The organism is Parvibaculum sp. (assembly GCF_039973015.1).
In the GTDB taxonomy this organism is placed as follows: domain Bacteria; phylum Pseudomonadota; class Alphaproteobacteria; order Parvibaculales; family Parvibaculaceae; genus Parvibaculum.
In genome coordinates this window covers 107,804-123,628 of record NZ_JBDWLT010000003.1, presented here as the reverse complement: position 1 = coordinate 123,628, position 15,825 = coordinate 107,804, and the positions used below count along the sequence as shown (strand labels likewise).

The 15,825-nt window shown below is 60.9% G+C and carries 8 protein-coding genes; 1 reads left to right on the top strand and 7 read right to left on the bottom strand.

The features are described 5' to 3' along the window. Nucleotides 1-24 precede the first annotated feature (24 nt). A complete protein-coding gene (locus ABJO61_RS02405; protein ID WP_348324635.1) occupies nucleotides 25-2,517 on the bottom strand; it encodes an MMPL family transporter in 2,493 nt (830 codons plus the stop codon). A 428-nt stretch (nucleotides 2,518-2,945) separates the two neighbouring features. Between ABJO61_RS02405 and ABJO61_RS02400 the strand changes: the two genes are divergently transcribed. After that, a complete protein-coding gene (locus ABJO61_RS02400; protein ID WP_348324633.1) occupies nucleotides 2,946-4,940 on the top strand; it encodes an acetoacetate--CoA ligase in 1,995 nt (664 codons plus the stop codon). A 289-nt stretch (nucleotides 4,941-5,229) separates the two neighbouring features. Here the strand turns inward: ABJO61_RS02400 and ABJO61_RS02395 are convergent, their stop codons facing one another. The 6 genes from ABJO61_RS02395 to ABJO61_RS02370 all read right to left on the bottom strand — a co-directional run bounded on the left by ABJO61_RS02395 (nucleotide 5,230) and on the right by ABJO61_RS02370 (nucleotide 15,790). Then, complete coding sequence (locus tag ABJO61_RS02395) at nucleotides 5,230-5,994, bottom strand: hypothetical protein (RefSeq protein ID WP_348324631.1); 765 nt, start codon at nucleotides 5,992-5,994, stop codon at nucleotides 5,230-5,232. Between the two features lie 4 nt (nucleotides 5,995-5,998). Continuing rightward, nucleotides 5,999-8,245, bottom strand: a complete 2,247-nt coding sequence (locus ABJO61_RS02390) for a hydantoinase B/oxoprolinase family protein (RefSeq protein ID WP_348324629.1) — start codon at nucleotides 8,243-8,245, stop codon at nucleotides 5,999-6,001. Nucleotides 8,246-8,281: 36 nt separating this feature from the next. Then, nucleotides 8,282-10,420 (bottom strand): hydantoinase/oxoprolinase family protein, encoded by a 2,139-nt coding sequence (locus ABJO61_RS02385; protein WP_348324627.1) that lies wholly within the window; start codon nucleotides 10,418-10,420, stop codon nucleotides 8,282-8,284. A gap of 25 nt (nucleotides 10,421-10,445) precedes the next feature. After that, nucleotides 10,446-10,841 carry an acetone carboxylase subunit gamma gene (locus ABJO61_RS02380; protein WP_348324626.1) on the bottom strand — a complete coding sequence of 132 codons (396 nt, stop codon included), beginning with the start codon at nucleotides 10,839-10,841 and terminating at the stop codon, nucleotides 10,446-10,448. An 89-nt stretch (nucleotides 10,842-10,930) separates the two neighbouring features. Next, nucleotides 10,931-12,814, bottom strand: coding sequence for a hydantoinase/oxoprolinase family protein (locus tag ABJO61_RS02375; protein ID WP_348324624.1), 1,884 nt, complete (start codon nucleotides 12,812-12,814; stop codon nucleotides 10,931-10,933). A gap of 222 nt (nucleotides 12,815-13,036) precedes the next feature. Beyond that, a complete protein-coding gene (locus ABJO61_RS02370; protein WP_348324622.1) occupies nucleotides 13,037-15,790 on the bottom strand; it encodes a LuxR C-terminal-related transcriptional regulator in 2,754 nt (917 codons plus the stop codon). Nucleotides 15,791-15,825: the final 35 nt, after the last annotated feature.

Sequence of the window (15,825 nt, the reverse complement as noted above, 5' to 3'; positions counted from 1 at the left end):
GTAGGACAGGAACCCTCCAGCCGTCTAAGGCCGGACCGGGGCCACCTCAGCCAGCTCGGTTTTCGGGTGTTGCACCTTCTCCGACGATTTCTTGCGGAGCATTTCGCTGGATTCTTCGGCGAGCGCGGCGAGATCTATGCCCTCGCTCACCATCAGTTCTCTGGATTCGATGAAGCGCGGCCTGATCAGCCAGACGAGCAACGGCACCACGATGAGCGCGATCACCATGTTGATCAGCATGACCATCACGAGCAGCAGACCCATGTCAGCAAGAAACTTGAGCGCCGACAGGAAATACCAGGGCAGGATGCCAATCAGCACAATGGTCGCGGTGAAGAAGATCGCCTTGCCGGTCGTCGTCACCGCGGTGAGGATAGCCTCCGCCATCTCCTTGCGGATCTGATATTCCTCGTAGATGCGGCTCAAAAGATAGATGCCGTAATCGATACCGACGCCAACGCCGATTGCGGCGATAGGCAACGTATTAACATCGAGGCCGATGCCCATCTCGGTCATCACTGCGCCGAGAAACAGGTTCGACAGGTTGACCGGGATCAGCAGCAGGATGCCGGCCGCCATGGAACGATAGGCGATGCTGCAGGTGATAAAGATCACGGCATTCAGCAGCCCGAGAATGACCCACTGATAGAGATCGACCGTATCGTTGATGGATTGCTGAAGAGCGATCGTGCCGCTGCCAAGACGAATACGGAAATCGTCGAACTCCGTGCCTATGATGGCAAGGGCGGAGCGCGCCTGATGCAATGCTTCATCGACCGTTTGCTGCTTGTTGTCCTTGTACCAGAGGGAAACCGTTCCGTTGCGTTGCTCGAAATCGGCGACATGCAGAAATGCCTTGGGGCCCGTGCCCACCATGAGAGCGCCCGCCGCCGCGCTCACCGCTGCGTCATCGTGGTCGAGCGGCGCCCATTTGGGATTGCCACCGCTGAACAGACGATTTGCTTCGGGCAGATAGTCGGCGAAAGAAAGAGAGGCTTCCGGTGGATTTGGCTGGCTTTCCAGCATGTGCTGAAGCCGTTGCATGGTCAGCGCCGTTTCGGCCTTGCGCACAACACGGTCGAGACTGTCCGGCGACTTCGACTCGAAGACGATTTCAAGCGTGTTGAGGCCGGGGAAATTTGCATTGATACGGGAGACGGCGACATTGAACTCCGAGTCATCCCAGAGAAGGTTGCTCCCCTCAACGGGATTGCCAACCTTGATATCCATGACCTTGCCGACGCTGAAGACTGTAAAAACGACGAGACATGCGGCGGTGAGCCATGCGCGAGGGCCGAAAGAAAGATGCGCGATTATCCGCAAGAACCACTTTACGAATCCATGCTTTGCCTCGCCCTGGTTCGCGCCGACAAGGCGCGAGACGTTCTTGGGCTCGGGAAGCAACATGATGAGAAGCGGTGTAAGCAGGACGTTTGTGGGGATCAGCATCATCGCCCAGAAGCCACAGAAGAGTGCGAAACGCTCCATGGCCGGAATCGGTGCGACACCGATCAGGAAAAGACCAATCGCATCCGTAGTGATGCCAAGAACCCCTGGCACCATCATGACGCTCAGCGCGATCTCCGCGGCCCGCCTGCGGTCCTTCACATGGTGCAGGACTTCGTAGAAGCGCTCAATAAACTGCACACAATGGCTGAAGGAACGCGCAACGAGGAGCAGCGGCACGACCATGATAAGCGGCTCGATAGGCTGACCCAGCCAACCGACAAAACCGAAACCCCAAACAGCGGCGACCAGGCTTGTGGCAAGTGGCGCAACAACACCCACCACATTTCGCATGTAGAAGATGAGCGCGACGAGAAGCGCAAGACCGGTAACGGCAAAGATGCCGAGCATCTGCAGTTCGTAATAATAGACCCACCCGGTAAGAATCGGCTGACCGGCCATGTGGACATCGTGCTTGTCGTCTCGTGCGTCCTTAACCAGCTTGTCGAGATACTCGAAGGTCTCGCCATAATCGAGAAGGCGCTCGATAAACGTGGCGGTGATGAGCGTCGCGGTGCCGTCTTCCGACACCATGAAGTTGCGAACATTCGGTGACTTGAGCAGTCGCGCACGGAAATCCTCGACCTCTTCCGCCGTCCGCGGCGCGTGGTCGCCCATGACGGGACGCGAGTCGATTCCGTTCGGCGTCGCCTCGGAGTACCGGGCTTTTTCAGTCGCAACCGAGAGAATCTGGTCGTGATCAACGGCTGGAGCCAGATCCACATCCCGCGTCAGATCCCAGACCTTCTGCAGCGTCTCGGGGTTATAGATATCACCGCCATCGGTGCGCTTGACCATGATGGTAACGGTGAGCGGATTTCCGAAGTTCGGATGATCCTTGTAGGTTTGCACGAAAGGATGATTGCTCGGCAGGAGATCGCTGAAGATCGTGCGGAGTTCGACGTTCTTCAGCTGAAAGCCAAAAAAGAGCGTCACGGCCAGCAACACAAACAGCGACAGCCACCGATGGGCCATCGTGACCCTGGCAATACGGGCACTCAACCTTTCCACTTAAACACTCCCCCAGAGCAATCTGCGACATAGCAGCGGACTGCGCATTGCGATGCACAATCCGGCCTCCACCTTGTGTCGGGATATCCTCACCCCTGTTTCCCTCCCGTTCGGTCCTTGTCGGCTCGCCTGGGCGATTCCGGACCGTTGCAACGATGGTGAGTGACGGCCCTTCAAAGCGCCCCGCCCTAAAGGATGGCGCGAGAGGAGGGGCGGAAAATGCGCGGAAACCATTGCCTTTTTTGCTCTTCGGTGAGCTCTGCTGCGGTGCAGTCGAAATGCGGCTTCTCCTCACCTCACGTCATCGCCCTTTGATGAAAGCGTTACGCGAAGAGGCTAAGTGCCCCCCGAAGGGGTGGGGATAGCCGGGCGAACGCTTCCTAGCATCCAGGCCAATAAAGAAGCCGAAGGCACGAGGGAGAACCGCCATGGCGAATATGGGAGATCTGCTCTGGACACCGTCGAAGGAGATGGTGTCGGACGCAAACATCACGGCCTTCACGGCCTGGCTCAACGAACGGGGGCACGACTTCAAGAGCTATGAAGACGTCCGGCGCTGGTCTGCGGACGACATCGAGGGGTTCTGGGGAGCAATCTGGCAGTATTTCGACGTCACCTCCTCCACGCCATATGACTGTGTGATGCGCGGCTCCGAAATGCCGGGGGCGGAGTGGTTTCCAGGGTCGAGGGTGAACTACATCCGCGCACTGCTCTCGAAAGGCGATGGTGAAAAGACTGCCATCCACGCCGCGGGCGAGGCCGGTCCGGCCCGGAAAATCAGCTGGGCCGAGTTGCAGGACCAGGTCTTCAAACTCGCCACTTCGATGAGAGAGCTGGGGATAAAGCCCGGCGACCGTGTGGTTTCCTACATGCCGAATATCCCCGAAGCGGCCGTCGCTTTCTTTGCGACGGCAAGCATCGGTGCGGTCTGGTCGAGCTGCTCACCCGATTTCGGATCGGCGAGCGTGATCGACCGCTTCGGACAGATCACGCCGAAGCTCATGTTCGTCACGGACAGCTATCGCTATGGCGGCAAGGATTTCGACCGCCGCACGGAAGTACGCGCCATGGCGGACGCCCTGCCCTCGCTGAAGCATGTGGTGCATGTGAAGGGGTCGTCGCCAGCGTTCAACAGCGAAGCGGCCGTCGAAGGCGCGCATGCCTGGGAAACGCTGGTGAACCGCGCGCCCGTAAAGGATTTCGAGTTCGAGGACACGGCATTCGACCACCCGCTCTGGATCGTCTATTCATCCGGTACGACCGGCCTGCCCAAACCTTTCGTGCACGGACATGGCGGAGTGCTGCTGGAAGCGCTGAAATTCACGCATTTTCACCTTAATCTGAAGCCTTCGTCCTGCATGTTCTACTTCACCACGACGGGCTGGGTGATGTGGAATATCCTGCTTTCCGGTCTCGTCGCCGGATCTGCCGTTGTGCTCTATGACGGCAATCCGATGGCGCCGAAAGCCGACCGTTTGTGGGAGCTTGCCGCCGAAACCGGCATGACGCTCTTTGGCGCGAGCCCGACTTTCCTGAACGGACAGATGAAGGCCGGCATTCATCCGAACAAGCTTTACGACATGTCGAAAATGAAAAGCATCCTGCTCGGCGGCTCACCGGTTATGCCCGAACATATGGAATGGTGCTTTGAAAACCTGCAATCCGACATATGGGTCACATCGCAGAGCGGCGGCACGGACGTGGCTTCGGCCTTTGTCGGCGGCATGCCGACATTGCCGGTTCATGCCGGCGAGATACAAACGCGCTGCCTCGGTGTCGATGTCCAAGCCTTTGACGATGAAGGGAAATCCGTAACCGGAGAAGTGGGCGAACTTGTCGTCTGCAAACCGATGCCCTCCATGCCGCTCTACTTCTGGAACGATGAAGGCGGGCACCGCTATCACGACAGCTATTTCGATACCTATGAAGGCCATTGGCGGCATGGCGACTATTTCAAGGTCAATGAACGCGGCGGCTGCTTCATCCTCGGACGCTCGGATTCAACGCTGAACAGATTTGGCGTCAGAATCGGCACAGCCGAAATTTACCGGACGATAGAAGGACTTGAGGAGATCGAGGACTCGATCATCGTCAATCTTGACCTGCCGGGCGGGAATTTCTTCATGCCACTTTTCGTGGTGATGCAAAAGGGCGAGGCGCTCACCGACGAGGTGAAGGCGAAAATCAACAAGGCGCTGCGCGAGAAGTATTCCCCGCGCCATGTGCCTGATCGCATTTACGAAATCGATGCCGTGCCCTACACGCTGACCGGCAAGAAGATGGAAGTGCCGGTGCGCAAGATACTCCTCGGTGCGGCACTGGAGAAAGCGGCGAGCCGCGACGCGATGGCGAACCCCGACGCGATCGACTATTTCGTGCGCTTCGCAAAAATGCAAACCGAGTATAAAACAGCCGCTGCATAGACCGACTGTCATCGAAACGTCATCATAACGTCACAATTGAACGTGGACGGATGATGCGGTGCAGCGAACCGGGAATATCTCGCGGCCATCCAGGAACAGTTGCACCCGGTTCTGGCCGTGAATGACACGGGGAGAAGGGAGGCCCCCCACCCGATCCGCTTCGCGGATCGACCTCCCCGCGAGGGGGAGGTGATTATTTTGTACCCGCCTTTGCAAAAAAAGGCTGCCTCGCAATCAAACGAGGCAGCCAAGGAACCGGGAGCGGAGGGATGCTCTCCCGAGGAGGTATTCAGGCAGCCTGCCCGCCCAGTTGCCTGAGCCTCGCGAGCACGGTTTCGGGAACCATGTCCGCCGGCACTTCCGTGAATGATTTATTATCCGTCAGCGGAGGATTGGACGCCCCCTCCCAAATGACGGCATCGAGAACCTTGCCTTCCCCGCCCGCGCCATAGACCAGATCGAAGCCGGACGCCTCTTCCGCGGAGGCCGCGCCCTGAACGACGAGGACCGAGGCCGCCTCATAGTGGCGGGCGACATTTGTGAGTGGATCGAAGAAGGCCAACGCGCGCGGATCGCTCTCCACAAAGCGGAAGACCGAAATGCCCGAGCGATACAGGAAGCGGAGAAGATCGGCGAGAGAGAGCGAGAGATCGTCCAGCACATCCTCGTCTATGTCGTCCTCGTCCATGAAGAGAGCGGCAAGCGCACCCGGGCCGGGCAAGGAGAGAGCGAGAGGGCGGCCGCCAAGGGCGCCGGACGCGGTGTCGAGCCCGCGTCCGAGCACCGCCCTGAACCCCGGATCCGCCAGCAGGTTTTCCATGCCGCGCGGATCGAGCGAGGCAAGCGCCACGCCCTGCATCTCCGCCCAGGCCAGAATGGCAGGCAGGACGGGTACCTCCACAAGCTCCAGCGAGAGAAGCTGCGAGAGATCGCGCAGGAAGAAGCCGAGATCGTCCGGCGTCTTCCACGGCTCCTCGCCGCCCCGCAGGATAGCCCTGCCAAAGGCATAACCGTCTATCCAGAGCGGCGGTATCACGTTTATCTCATCTGGCATCTCATCAGGCTTTCGCGCGAGCGGCCTCAAGCTCGGCTTCGAGCTTGTCGATCTTGACCTGAAGAGGATTGGCCATGACGACAGGCGGATTTACCTGTCCTGCCGGATGGAGCGCATCGGGCGAGCCCGCATGCACCATCGTCTTGTCATCCCAGCAGCCATAATAAGGAACCTTGCCGGAAGGCTTGTCCTTCACCCAGTCCTTGCAGAAGGCGTCGAACGGCTTGCTCTTCGCGATGCGCTCGCGGCGCATCAGCTCACGCGCTTCCTCCGTCGCCTGCTCGTCCACATGAAGCGTGTCGCGGTCATAGACGACGCGGTAGATGCGCCAGGCGACATCATGGGAGATCAGATCCTCGTCGAGATCGCGGATCACTTCCGCCGGATTACGGTCCAGCGGATCGCCGAAGCCGCCGCCCGTTCCTTGCGAGATCATGTAGAGCTCGCCGCGCTGCGCCAGCGTGTAGGCGAGCGTCATCGGATGCGTCGAGTATTTCGCCTCCTTGAAGGGGCGCTCGTTCATCAGCTCCTCGATCGAGTAGCGGAAGGAGCCGGGATCGTTTTTCAGGATTTCGAAGACATCGATGCCCGAGACGCGCGAGAGCGGATAGGTGGGGCTGCCATAGCCGCCGAAGAGCCCCGGAATGTTCGGGAACCTGGCGCCCATCGCCGTCAGCATGAAGCCGAAGGCGGGACTGTCGCGCATGGCCAGCACCATCTGATAGCCCATGCCGCCGCGCTGGCGGCCGAAGCCCTGATTGTCCCTCATCATCTTCTTGGAGACGATCTGGATGAAGGGCATCTCCTCCTCGATGAACTCCTGTTCGCCGAGGTCCGACATGGTGGCGAAGATAGGCGCGCAGCCATGTTCACCGTCGCGATCCGCCAGTGCGCCACCGCCCATGCCGTTGATATCGGCGCAGACATTGCCCACCATTTCGCCGTGCTGCGTGAGCCCGCCGAAAAGGAAGGTGTTGATCATGTTGAACCAGGGTGCGAGCACGCGCGTATATTTGTTCGGGTTGGAATAGAGGAACTTCATCGCGCAAACCTGACCGGCGCTCCAGGCTGTGAAAACAGTCATCATGGATTGCGCGTTCGGTGTCCCGAAGGCCGGCTTCAGCACCGATGGATTGTCGAAGAGGAACTTCATCGGCGCGAGCACGCCCTGATTACGCGGGATGTCCGGCCAGATGAAGGTGAGGAAGAGCTGCGCAAGCATACCCTTCACCGTCACATCCAGACTGTTGTTCGACCGGTTGGTGAATTCGGGACTCGAGCCGCGATAATCGAAGATGAGTTCGTCACCCTTTTTCGTCAGTTCGAGATTGATCTTGATCTGCACGTTCTCGCGAAGCGTGCCATCGGTCCACCATGCATGCCGCGTCGTACCGTCCGGCCATTCCTGAAGACGGCGGCGAACCTCCGTATCCGTATCTTCCAGGTTCATGCGCAGCGCGGCGACGACGGCCTCCACGCCATATTCCGCTATCGCTTCGTGAATACGCGCCTCGATGCGGCGGCAGACATACATCTTCACCTTCATGTCCGCATATTGCAGCTTCGGCTCCCGCACGGAATTTTGCAGGAAGGTGACGAGATCGCGGCGAAGCTTGTAGTTCTCGGCGACCTTGAAGGGCGACATCTTGAGCCCTTCGTCCCAGACCTGTTCGGCGAGAGAGGGCATGCCCCCCGGCTCGATGGCGCCGTTCTCGCCCTCATGCACGGTCGCGCCCGCCCAGGCGACGATCTGTCCTTCATGAAAGACGGGCATCATCATGGACTGGTCGGTGTTGTGCGCCTGACCGTAACGGGCATCATTGACGATGAAGACATCGCCTTCCCTGATGCCGACTGTGGGATCGCCCGCCCAGTACTTATTGACGAACTTGATCGGGTATTGAACGAGGTTGCAGAAAATGACGACGCCGCCGGAACTCGCAAGCGAGAGGTCTCCCGAGGCCGTGTAGACGGCGGAAACGCAATCGCCCCACTTCGCGCCGGGCGCCGCGCCCATATTCTCGAGCATCTCGAAGCTCTCGTTGACGCCTGCGAGGATGCGCTCGCGGACGATTTCGAGGCGGACGGGATCGTTCTCCTTTTCGATGCACTGGTCCTCATAGGCCGTGCGGGGCTCAAGCCCGTGGTTCTCCATGATCTCCGGGTCGGGCGCGAGATAGAGGCTCGTCTCCTTCAGGAAATCCTGAACGGCGGAGGACGGCGCGCCGCCGATATCCATGTCGTCACCCATTGTTCTTCCTCCCGGGAATAAGTGTCTTTTCGTTCGTCATTGCTCCGCCCTCACAAAGAGGCCTGCGCCATAATGACCGATGCGGAGATTCCAGCCCGGCTCGACGAGATAGGTCGTCGAGGGCGAGATGACGACGGCGGGCGCCGCGACCACGGCGCCGAAGGCGAGATCGGCAAGTTCGTAGAAGCCGGTTTTCAGCGCGCCTTCATGGCCGACAAAATGGCAGTCGCGCGTTTCACGAGGAGCGGGCGCATTGGCGAGATCCTTCTCCTCGGGCAGGACGCCGCGGAACTTCAAGGTGGACATGCTGGAATAGGTCGCGACGCGGATCGTGTTGACCCGGATGCCTGCTTCGGGCGCCTGACTGCCCTCGCCGTAGCGGCGGCCATAATCCTTCGAGAATTCCTCCATGACTTCGAGGAGGTCTTCGGCGGAACTCAACCTGTTTTTGGTAACGACGACGGCGGTCTGCGCGAGCTGATTGCCATAACGCATGTCGAGTTCGAGACGGTGCCGGATCGCGTCTTCCGGCACGCCCTGGCGGATGAGATCTTCCCTGCCCTTCGCTTCCAGCTCTTCGACCAGCGCATTGAAGCGCGGGAAATCATCGAAAAGCGCGCGCGTGTTCGAGTCGTAGAGCGAGAGATAGAGCGAACGCTCATGGAAATGGAGCTGATCCATGTTGCCTGCGCCGATGGCCGAGAAGATGGCGCTGAAGGGCGGAACCATGACGCGGGAGACGCCGAGCATATTGGCGATGCCACAAGCATGAAGCGGGCCGTTGCCGCCATAGGCCAGCAGCGTGAAATGGCGGGGCTCATAACCACGGACACGCAGCTCCTGCGCGATGCCGTTCGCCATGTCGTTATCGACCTTGTCGCGGATGAGCTTGGCCGCGCCGATGGCATCGACGCCCATGACCTCACCGACTTCCTTTTCAAGCGCGCGAAGGGCGCGGCGCTCGTTCAGGGGAATGGAGCCGCCCGCGTAACGCTCCGCAATCAGATAGCCGAGAGCGAGGTCGGCATCCGTCACCGTCGGGTTGCGGCCGCCGCGATTGTAGCAGGCGGGGCCGGGATCGGAGCCTGCGCTTTCGGGGCCGACGGCGACGGCGCGGCGAAGCCTGTCATAACGCGCGATGGAACCGCCGCCCGCGCCGAGCGTGACGAGATGAACCATCGGGATGTTGACGAGCCAGCGCTCGATCACGGGATTGAAGTCGTAGAACTTCACGCCGCCCTTCACGACGAGGCCGATGTCGAAGGAGGTTCCGCCCATATCCGTGCAGACGACATTGCCGAGATCGGTTTCGGTGGCGAGATGCTCCGAGGCGTTGATGCCGGCGACGGGACCGGAATGGATGGTCTGGAGGGCATCCGTCGAGTTCAACTGCGCCATGCCGCCCGAATTGTGAATGACGAGCATGGGCTTCTGGTAGCCGTTGTCGCGGAGGTTCAGCTCCAGCGAGGAGAGGCCGTGATACATCGCATTGTGCAGGAAGGCGTCGATGATGGCCGAAGAGGTGCGTGCATACTCGCCCTTGCGGCCGCCAACCTTGTGCGACATGACGATGGGGGCGGAACCGAGCAGATGCTCCGGGAATTCCTCGCGGATGATTTCCTCGACGAGGAGTTCATGCTCGGGCTGCACGACGGCATTCACCAGCGAGACGACGAAGGCCTGGACGCCATTATCCACGAGCTTGCGCACGCAATCGCGCACATCCTCCGGGTCCACCGCCATGACGATCTCGCCCGTTTCGGCGACGCGCTCGCGAATGCCGACGATCATCTTCACCGGCACCAGCGGCGTGGGGCGCTGCGCCATAGGCAGGTCGCGGCGGAGGCGATCCGGCAGGCCCTCTCCGTAGCCGCGGCCACGGCTCAGCGGCACCATCGCCTCGAAGCCCGCCGTCGTGATGAGGCCGACGCGAGGACCGCGGCGCTCGATCAGCGCATTCGTGCCAAGCGTCGTCGCGTAACGCACGCTGTCCACTTCGCGCATGACCTCTTCGAGCGAGAGGCCGATCTGCTCATAGGCGATCTTGAGTGAGGCATTGAAGCCCAGCGCGAGATTCTGATGCGTGGTGAGCGCCTTCGCCTCGACATAGGCATCGTCCCAGACGAGCGAGCAATCCGTGAAAGTTCCGCCGATGTCGACCGATACGCGGCGCATGTGTTTCGTCCCTTGTTGCTTTTGTTCAGTGCGAGTGAGGCGGCGCGACGAATTCAGGCCCGAGGACCGCCTTCTCCAGCGGCTCGCGTCCGGCCCATTGCGCCTTCAGCGCATCGATATCGAAGTCGATGTCATGGGCGGGCGGATGGCCCGGCGGCAGGTATTCGACTTCCGCGAGATGGCCGCAGTTCGGGCAGCAATATTCGAGGATGCGGCACCAGTCGGCATCGGGCGCGAAGGTGATGTCGTATTTTTCCGCATCGAGGATGGGCGCGTGGACCTCGGAGGGGTCGCGCTCGCGGACGAGCAGGCCCTTCTTGTAGTTATCGCGCGCATTGCCGATATCGTGGCCGCAGGCGCCGCATTCCCAGCGTTCGTTATCGAGGTCGATGGTGAGCATCGACGTGATGAAAACTTTCATTTTGTTTCTCCCCTTCGGGGGGTCGCAATCCCGGACGGCGAACCGGTCTCTTTGTTTTAAGAGGGCACTTCGCCTGGGATTGCTCCCGGTTACTTCTTAAGCAAGAGGTCGCCATTGCCGCTGACGGCGAAGCGCCAGCCCTCGCGCACATGCGTGGTGAAGAAGGCTTCTTCCACGAGGCAGGGGCCCGCGCCGAAATCGCCGGGCTGGAGATCCTCCAGACGGAAGAGCGGCAGATCGGAGGTTCCCTTGCGCAGCCCCGCAGGCTTCGCCTCACGCTTTCCATCCGCGAGCGGCGCGCCGAGCGCGATCTTCTCGATGGGTTTCGTCACGCGCAGTTCGAGCCAGCTTTCGGTGTTCGCGCCGTCATGCCGGCCATTGAGCTTCGCGCGGCTATAGCCTTCGCCGTTCTTCGTCAGCACGGCATAGTCGAGATTGCATTCGGCGAGATCGAAGCCCTCGGCGAGCATGCCGCGGCGAGCCTGCTCCACGAGACCGGACTTCGCGGCATCGAGCGCATCGTCACGGCCCGCGACAAGCTCCGCCATGTAGCTGTGTTCGATATCGGAGAAGGCGATGCCATAGGCCGAGAAGACGGCGGCGAATTTTGGAATGAGGACGGTATTGAGGCCGGCCTTTTCGGCGACGCCGCAAGCGGACATCGGCCCGGCACCGCCGAAGGCGAGAAGCGTCGCGTCCGGGTTTTTCTTGCTCCAGGCGGCAAGCTCACCGGCGATCTTGCCGTGATAGGCATCCGCCATCGCCTGTGCGGCTTCGGCAAGGCCCAGACCGAGGGGTTCGCCGACTTCGGCCATGATGGCGCGTTCGGCGCGCTCACGGTCGAGGGGCATACGGCCGCCGAAATAGGAGCCGGGATCGAGAATGCCGAGGGCAAGGAAGGCATCCGTCATGGTCGCCTTCGTGCCGCCGCGCGCGAAGCAGGCGGGGCCGGGGGCGGAGCCGACGCTTTCGGGGCCGACGAGAATTTTTCCGCCCTCCGCGCGGATGATCGAGCCGCCGCCCGCGCCGATGCTTTCGATGGCGGCAAGCGGGATCGAAACCGGCGCGCCCTCGATATGACCGGAAGAGGCGACGGAAACCGACGCATCGTCGAACATGGCGATGTCGGTCGTCGTGCCGCCAATGTCGATGGAGACGGCGGCGGGGATGCCGTAATGCTTCAGGAGCACTTCGCCGCCGACAACACCGCCCTGCGGACCGGAGGAATAGGTCTTGATGGCAACGGTTTTTGCGACGCGGGTGGAATTGCCGTCATTGCGAAAGATGAGAAGCGGCTTGCGCGCACGATGTTCGCGCAGACGGTTTTCCGCATTGTAGAGGAAGGCTTCCATCGCGGGGTGGAGGAAGGCGTTGACAATGCTCGTCCAGACTCGCTGGTCGAGCGTGCCGATGCGCGTCAATTCCGTGGAGAAGAGAAGCGGAACGGCACCCAGAAGATGACGCGGGAAAGCACGATAGAGCGTGCGCTTGGCGGCCTTTTCGCGGGCAGCGGCATCGGCGCCGGAGAAGGCAATGACGATGCGGCTTGCGCCGGCCGAGACGAGCCGGGAGACGGCGGTGACGAGTTCGGTGCTCCCCTCACCTGCCGCCATGTTCGACAGGACGCGGACGCGGTCGCCGATAAAGGCCTCGAAAAGCGCGGGCGCGGCATTCATCGCTTCCGTGGCGACGGCATCGTCATCCGTCAGCAGACCGATGCGCGGCCCCTTGCGCTGCACGATGGCATTCGTGCCCTGGGTGGTGGAATAGCGAATGTAGTCGATGGTGCTGACGAGCTTCGGCAGATCGATTTCACCGTCGATCTTTTCCGACAACGCCTCCAGACACTTCACAAAGCACTCGGTGAGATCATGCGGCGTGGTCAGCGTTTTCGCGTGGATGGTCGACACACCATCCGTCGCGCAGACATCCGTCAGCGTGCCACCATTGTCGATGCTTACCAGAAGCCCCACGGCCAGATCCTCCCCGATCGTCTTTTAGGGGCGCCGTATAGCGGCACCCTCACCGTTTATGAGGAGGAAATTAAGGGGCCGGCACCCCCCTCGCCCCACCCGAAAGGATGGAGTTTGGCTGGAGCCGATCACCCTTTCAGGAAAGCGGCGGTCGGCTCGCAAGTTTTTGTGAGGCCGCGTTTTCGAACCGCAAAACCGGTAGCCAATTTTGCTGAAAACGCCCTAATCGATCAGACCGAAATGACGAGCGACGGAAACCGCCTGCATGCGGTTGCTGATCTGCAATTTCTCGAAGATGTTCCGCAGGTGCCACTTCACCGTATTGGTGGAAAGGGAGAGGCGGTCGGCAAGCGCCTTGTTCGAGAAGCCGTTGGAGACGAGACGCAGAATTTCGCGTTCGCGCTCGGTCAGTTCCTCAAGCAGGGGAACGGACGGCTCGTCATGATCATCGTCTTCGTATTCGTCCTGCGTCATGAGCACGGGTGCGAACTCTCCGGCCTCGGAGAGAAGGCGGTCGAGATAGGCGGAGACGCGATCCTTCTGCGGCAGGTCCGGGAATTTCGGCAATGCCTGCCGCGCCTCCTGAAGGAGACGGACGGCTTGCGGGCCTTCGTCGAGAACAAGACGGATGAACTGGTCCGGGGCACCGGCCTGAAGCGCCTCTATCAATGCACGGCGCGCCGAGTTCACCTGGCCTTCGACATTGAGCGAAATCGCCAGCAGGAGATTGAGCTTCACGAAGCGGCGTATGCGGCGCTGCGCACGCGCCTTGCGGGCCGCGGGCTGGAGCAGCGCACGCGCATCGGCATGACGCCCGGAAAGGATAAGCAGGCGCGCCTCGGTGACGGTCTGCGCTTCGGTTTCGCCCGCATGGAAGACAAGGTCTTCCTCGCCTTCGACCTCCGAGGTGCCAAGCCCGGCCAGGCGCGAGCGTGCCTTGTCGAGATCGCCCGCGAGCGTTGCCTGACGCACAAGCTCCGCCTTGGCGTAGAGCACGAGACGGCGAAGATTGTAGCGATGACCGAGATACATCATCCGGTCGAGGACTTCTTCCGCATCGCGCTCCTCACCGCGCAACATGGCGACACGGGCCATCGTGAGGAAGGCGAGTGCAAGCGGTTCAACGATTGCCTGCTGCTCGATAAGCAGGAAGTGATCGTTCAGCAGCGTCTCGGCTTCGGCAATGCAGTTCTTCTCATAAAGCGTTTCGGCGAGGCAGGCGGCAATGACGGAGCCAGCGGTGACACTTGCGGTCGCGCATTCCTCATTGTGGACATAGGCCTGCTTCAGCGCCCGAAAGGCATCTTCATTGTGCCCCTGTGCAGCGAGGACATTGGCGTTGATCCATTCGCAATAGGACAGACCGAAAAGATTATGCGCCTCGTCATGGAGGGCACGGGCGCGGGCAATCGTCTCGCGCGCTTCCTCGAACTGGCTGTTCAGATATTGCCAATAGGCGCGCGCGTTGAGGGCAACCGCAAATTCCAGACCCTCGCTGCCTTCGAGCAGTTCGATTACCTTGTCGCCGGTCGCGCCGATCTCAAGCACACGGTCCTGCGCGGCGTTGGTGAAAATACGGGTGTAGTTGTGGACGCCCCAGGCCTTTTTCGGGGCGTTCTCACGCTCCAGGGCGGCACGGCGAAGCGCGATGATCCTGTTTGCCTTTGCGAATTCGCGGCGGAAGCCATAGGCGATAATCGCGGCGTTCAGGATATCCTCGTATTTCTGGATCGTCTCGGGCTGAAGCCGGTCGGTAAACCGCACGATGAGATCGAGCCGTTCCTCGGCGATGAGCCGGTCGATCCCGGAGTTGAGAAGCGACGCTGCTTCCTGCTCATGACCCGCATCCAGATAATGCGCGATTGCTTCCTCGCAGAAGCCATGCGCCTCGTACCAGCCCGCGATCTTGTGGTGATGGGCAAGGACTTCCGCCTCCGACATCTCGCGGCGCAGGCGCGTGAGCAAGACCTGCCGGAAGACGGTGTGAAAACGGAACCAGCGGCGATCCATATCGACTGGCGTCAAAAAGAGGCCGAGATGCTCGATCTCGTTCAGACAGGCCTCTCCATCCTCCCGCCCGGCAATATGTTCGAGAAGCTCCGGGCAGATGCGCTCCGGCATGCAGGCTTCGAGAAGCACACGCTGGAAATCGGCGGTGAGGTTTTCAAAGACATCTGTGGCGAGGAAGTCGATCAGGTCGGGCGTGACGCCGGATGTGGGCAGGGCCCGCGCGCGGCCCGTGCGGCCACGCATGGAGAGGCGGATGCACTGGAGCGCGGCGGGCCAGCCATCCGTCGCCGACTGATAGCGGTCGACCTCCTCGTCCGAGATATCGCGAAACTCGCGAAAGAATTCCGCCGTTTCGTTTGCGCGGAAACGCAAGCCCTCGACATTCACCACCACTGCCTGTTCGCGAAGCTGGAGGCGCGGCAGATTGATCGACGGGATAACGCGCGTACCGATGCAGAGCTGTGCCCCTTTGGGGACGATGCGAACCAGTTGCGCAATGACGGCTTCCATGCCCGTATGAGCGGCCTGCTCGAAATTGTCGATGACGATGACAAGCTCGCCCTCCACCGCCTGCACACAGCGAGAAAAATCCTGAATGGAGGCGGATGAACTCTCCGGCAGAGAGATATTGCAATCCGGGCACGCGGCGGCCACGGCCTCGCAGAGAAGCCGGAGAAAACGCGACGGATCGGAATAATGCGCTTCGAGGTGAAGCCAGGCGACGATTGTGCCCTGCTCCTCGCGCCATGCGCAATATTGGCGCAGAAGCGTCGTCTTGCCAAAGCCCGCAGGCGCCTGAACGACGAGAAGGCGAACGCCGGTATGGTTCTTGAGCCTGTCGAGCTGATATTTGCGAAGAACAAGATTGTTCGACGCGGGCGCCGAGCTGTCCGCCCGCATGAAAGAGCGCCGTGGCGAATGACCACCCTTACCCGCTTCCGATGTTTTCGGTTCCAACGCTCCCATTAGCACGCCCTCCTCCAGGGACGGCGGCGCACCCC

Bases quoted from the DNA above. Each gene is read 5' to 3' on its own strand.
- ABJO61_RS02370 (WP_348324622.1), bottom strand. From the start codon at position 15,790: ATGGGAGCGTTGGAACCGAAAACATCGGAAGCGGGTAAGGGTGGTCAT.
- ABJO61_RS02380 (WP_348324626.1), bottom strand. From the start codon at position 10,841: ATGAAAGTTTTCATCACGTCGATGCTCACCATCGACCTCGATAACGAA.
- ABJO61_RS02395 (WP_348324631.1), bottom strand. From the start codon at position 5,994: ATGCCAGATGAGATAAACGTGATACCGCCGCTCTGGATAGACGGTTAT.
- ABJO61_RS02385 (WP_348324627.1), bottom strand. From the start codon at position 10,420: ATGCGCCGCGTATCGGTCGACATCGGCGGAACTTTCACGGATTGCTCG.
- ABJO61_RS02390 (WP_348324629.1), bottom strand. From the start codon at position 8,245: ATGGGTGACGACATGGATATCGGCGGCGCGCCGTCCTCCGCCGTTCAG.
- ABJO61_RS02400 (WP_348324633.1), top strand. From the start codon at position 2,946: ATGGCGAATATGGGAGATCTGCTCTGGACACCGTCGAAGGAGATGGTG.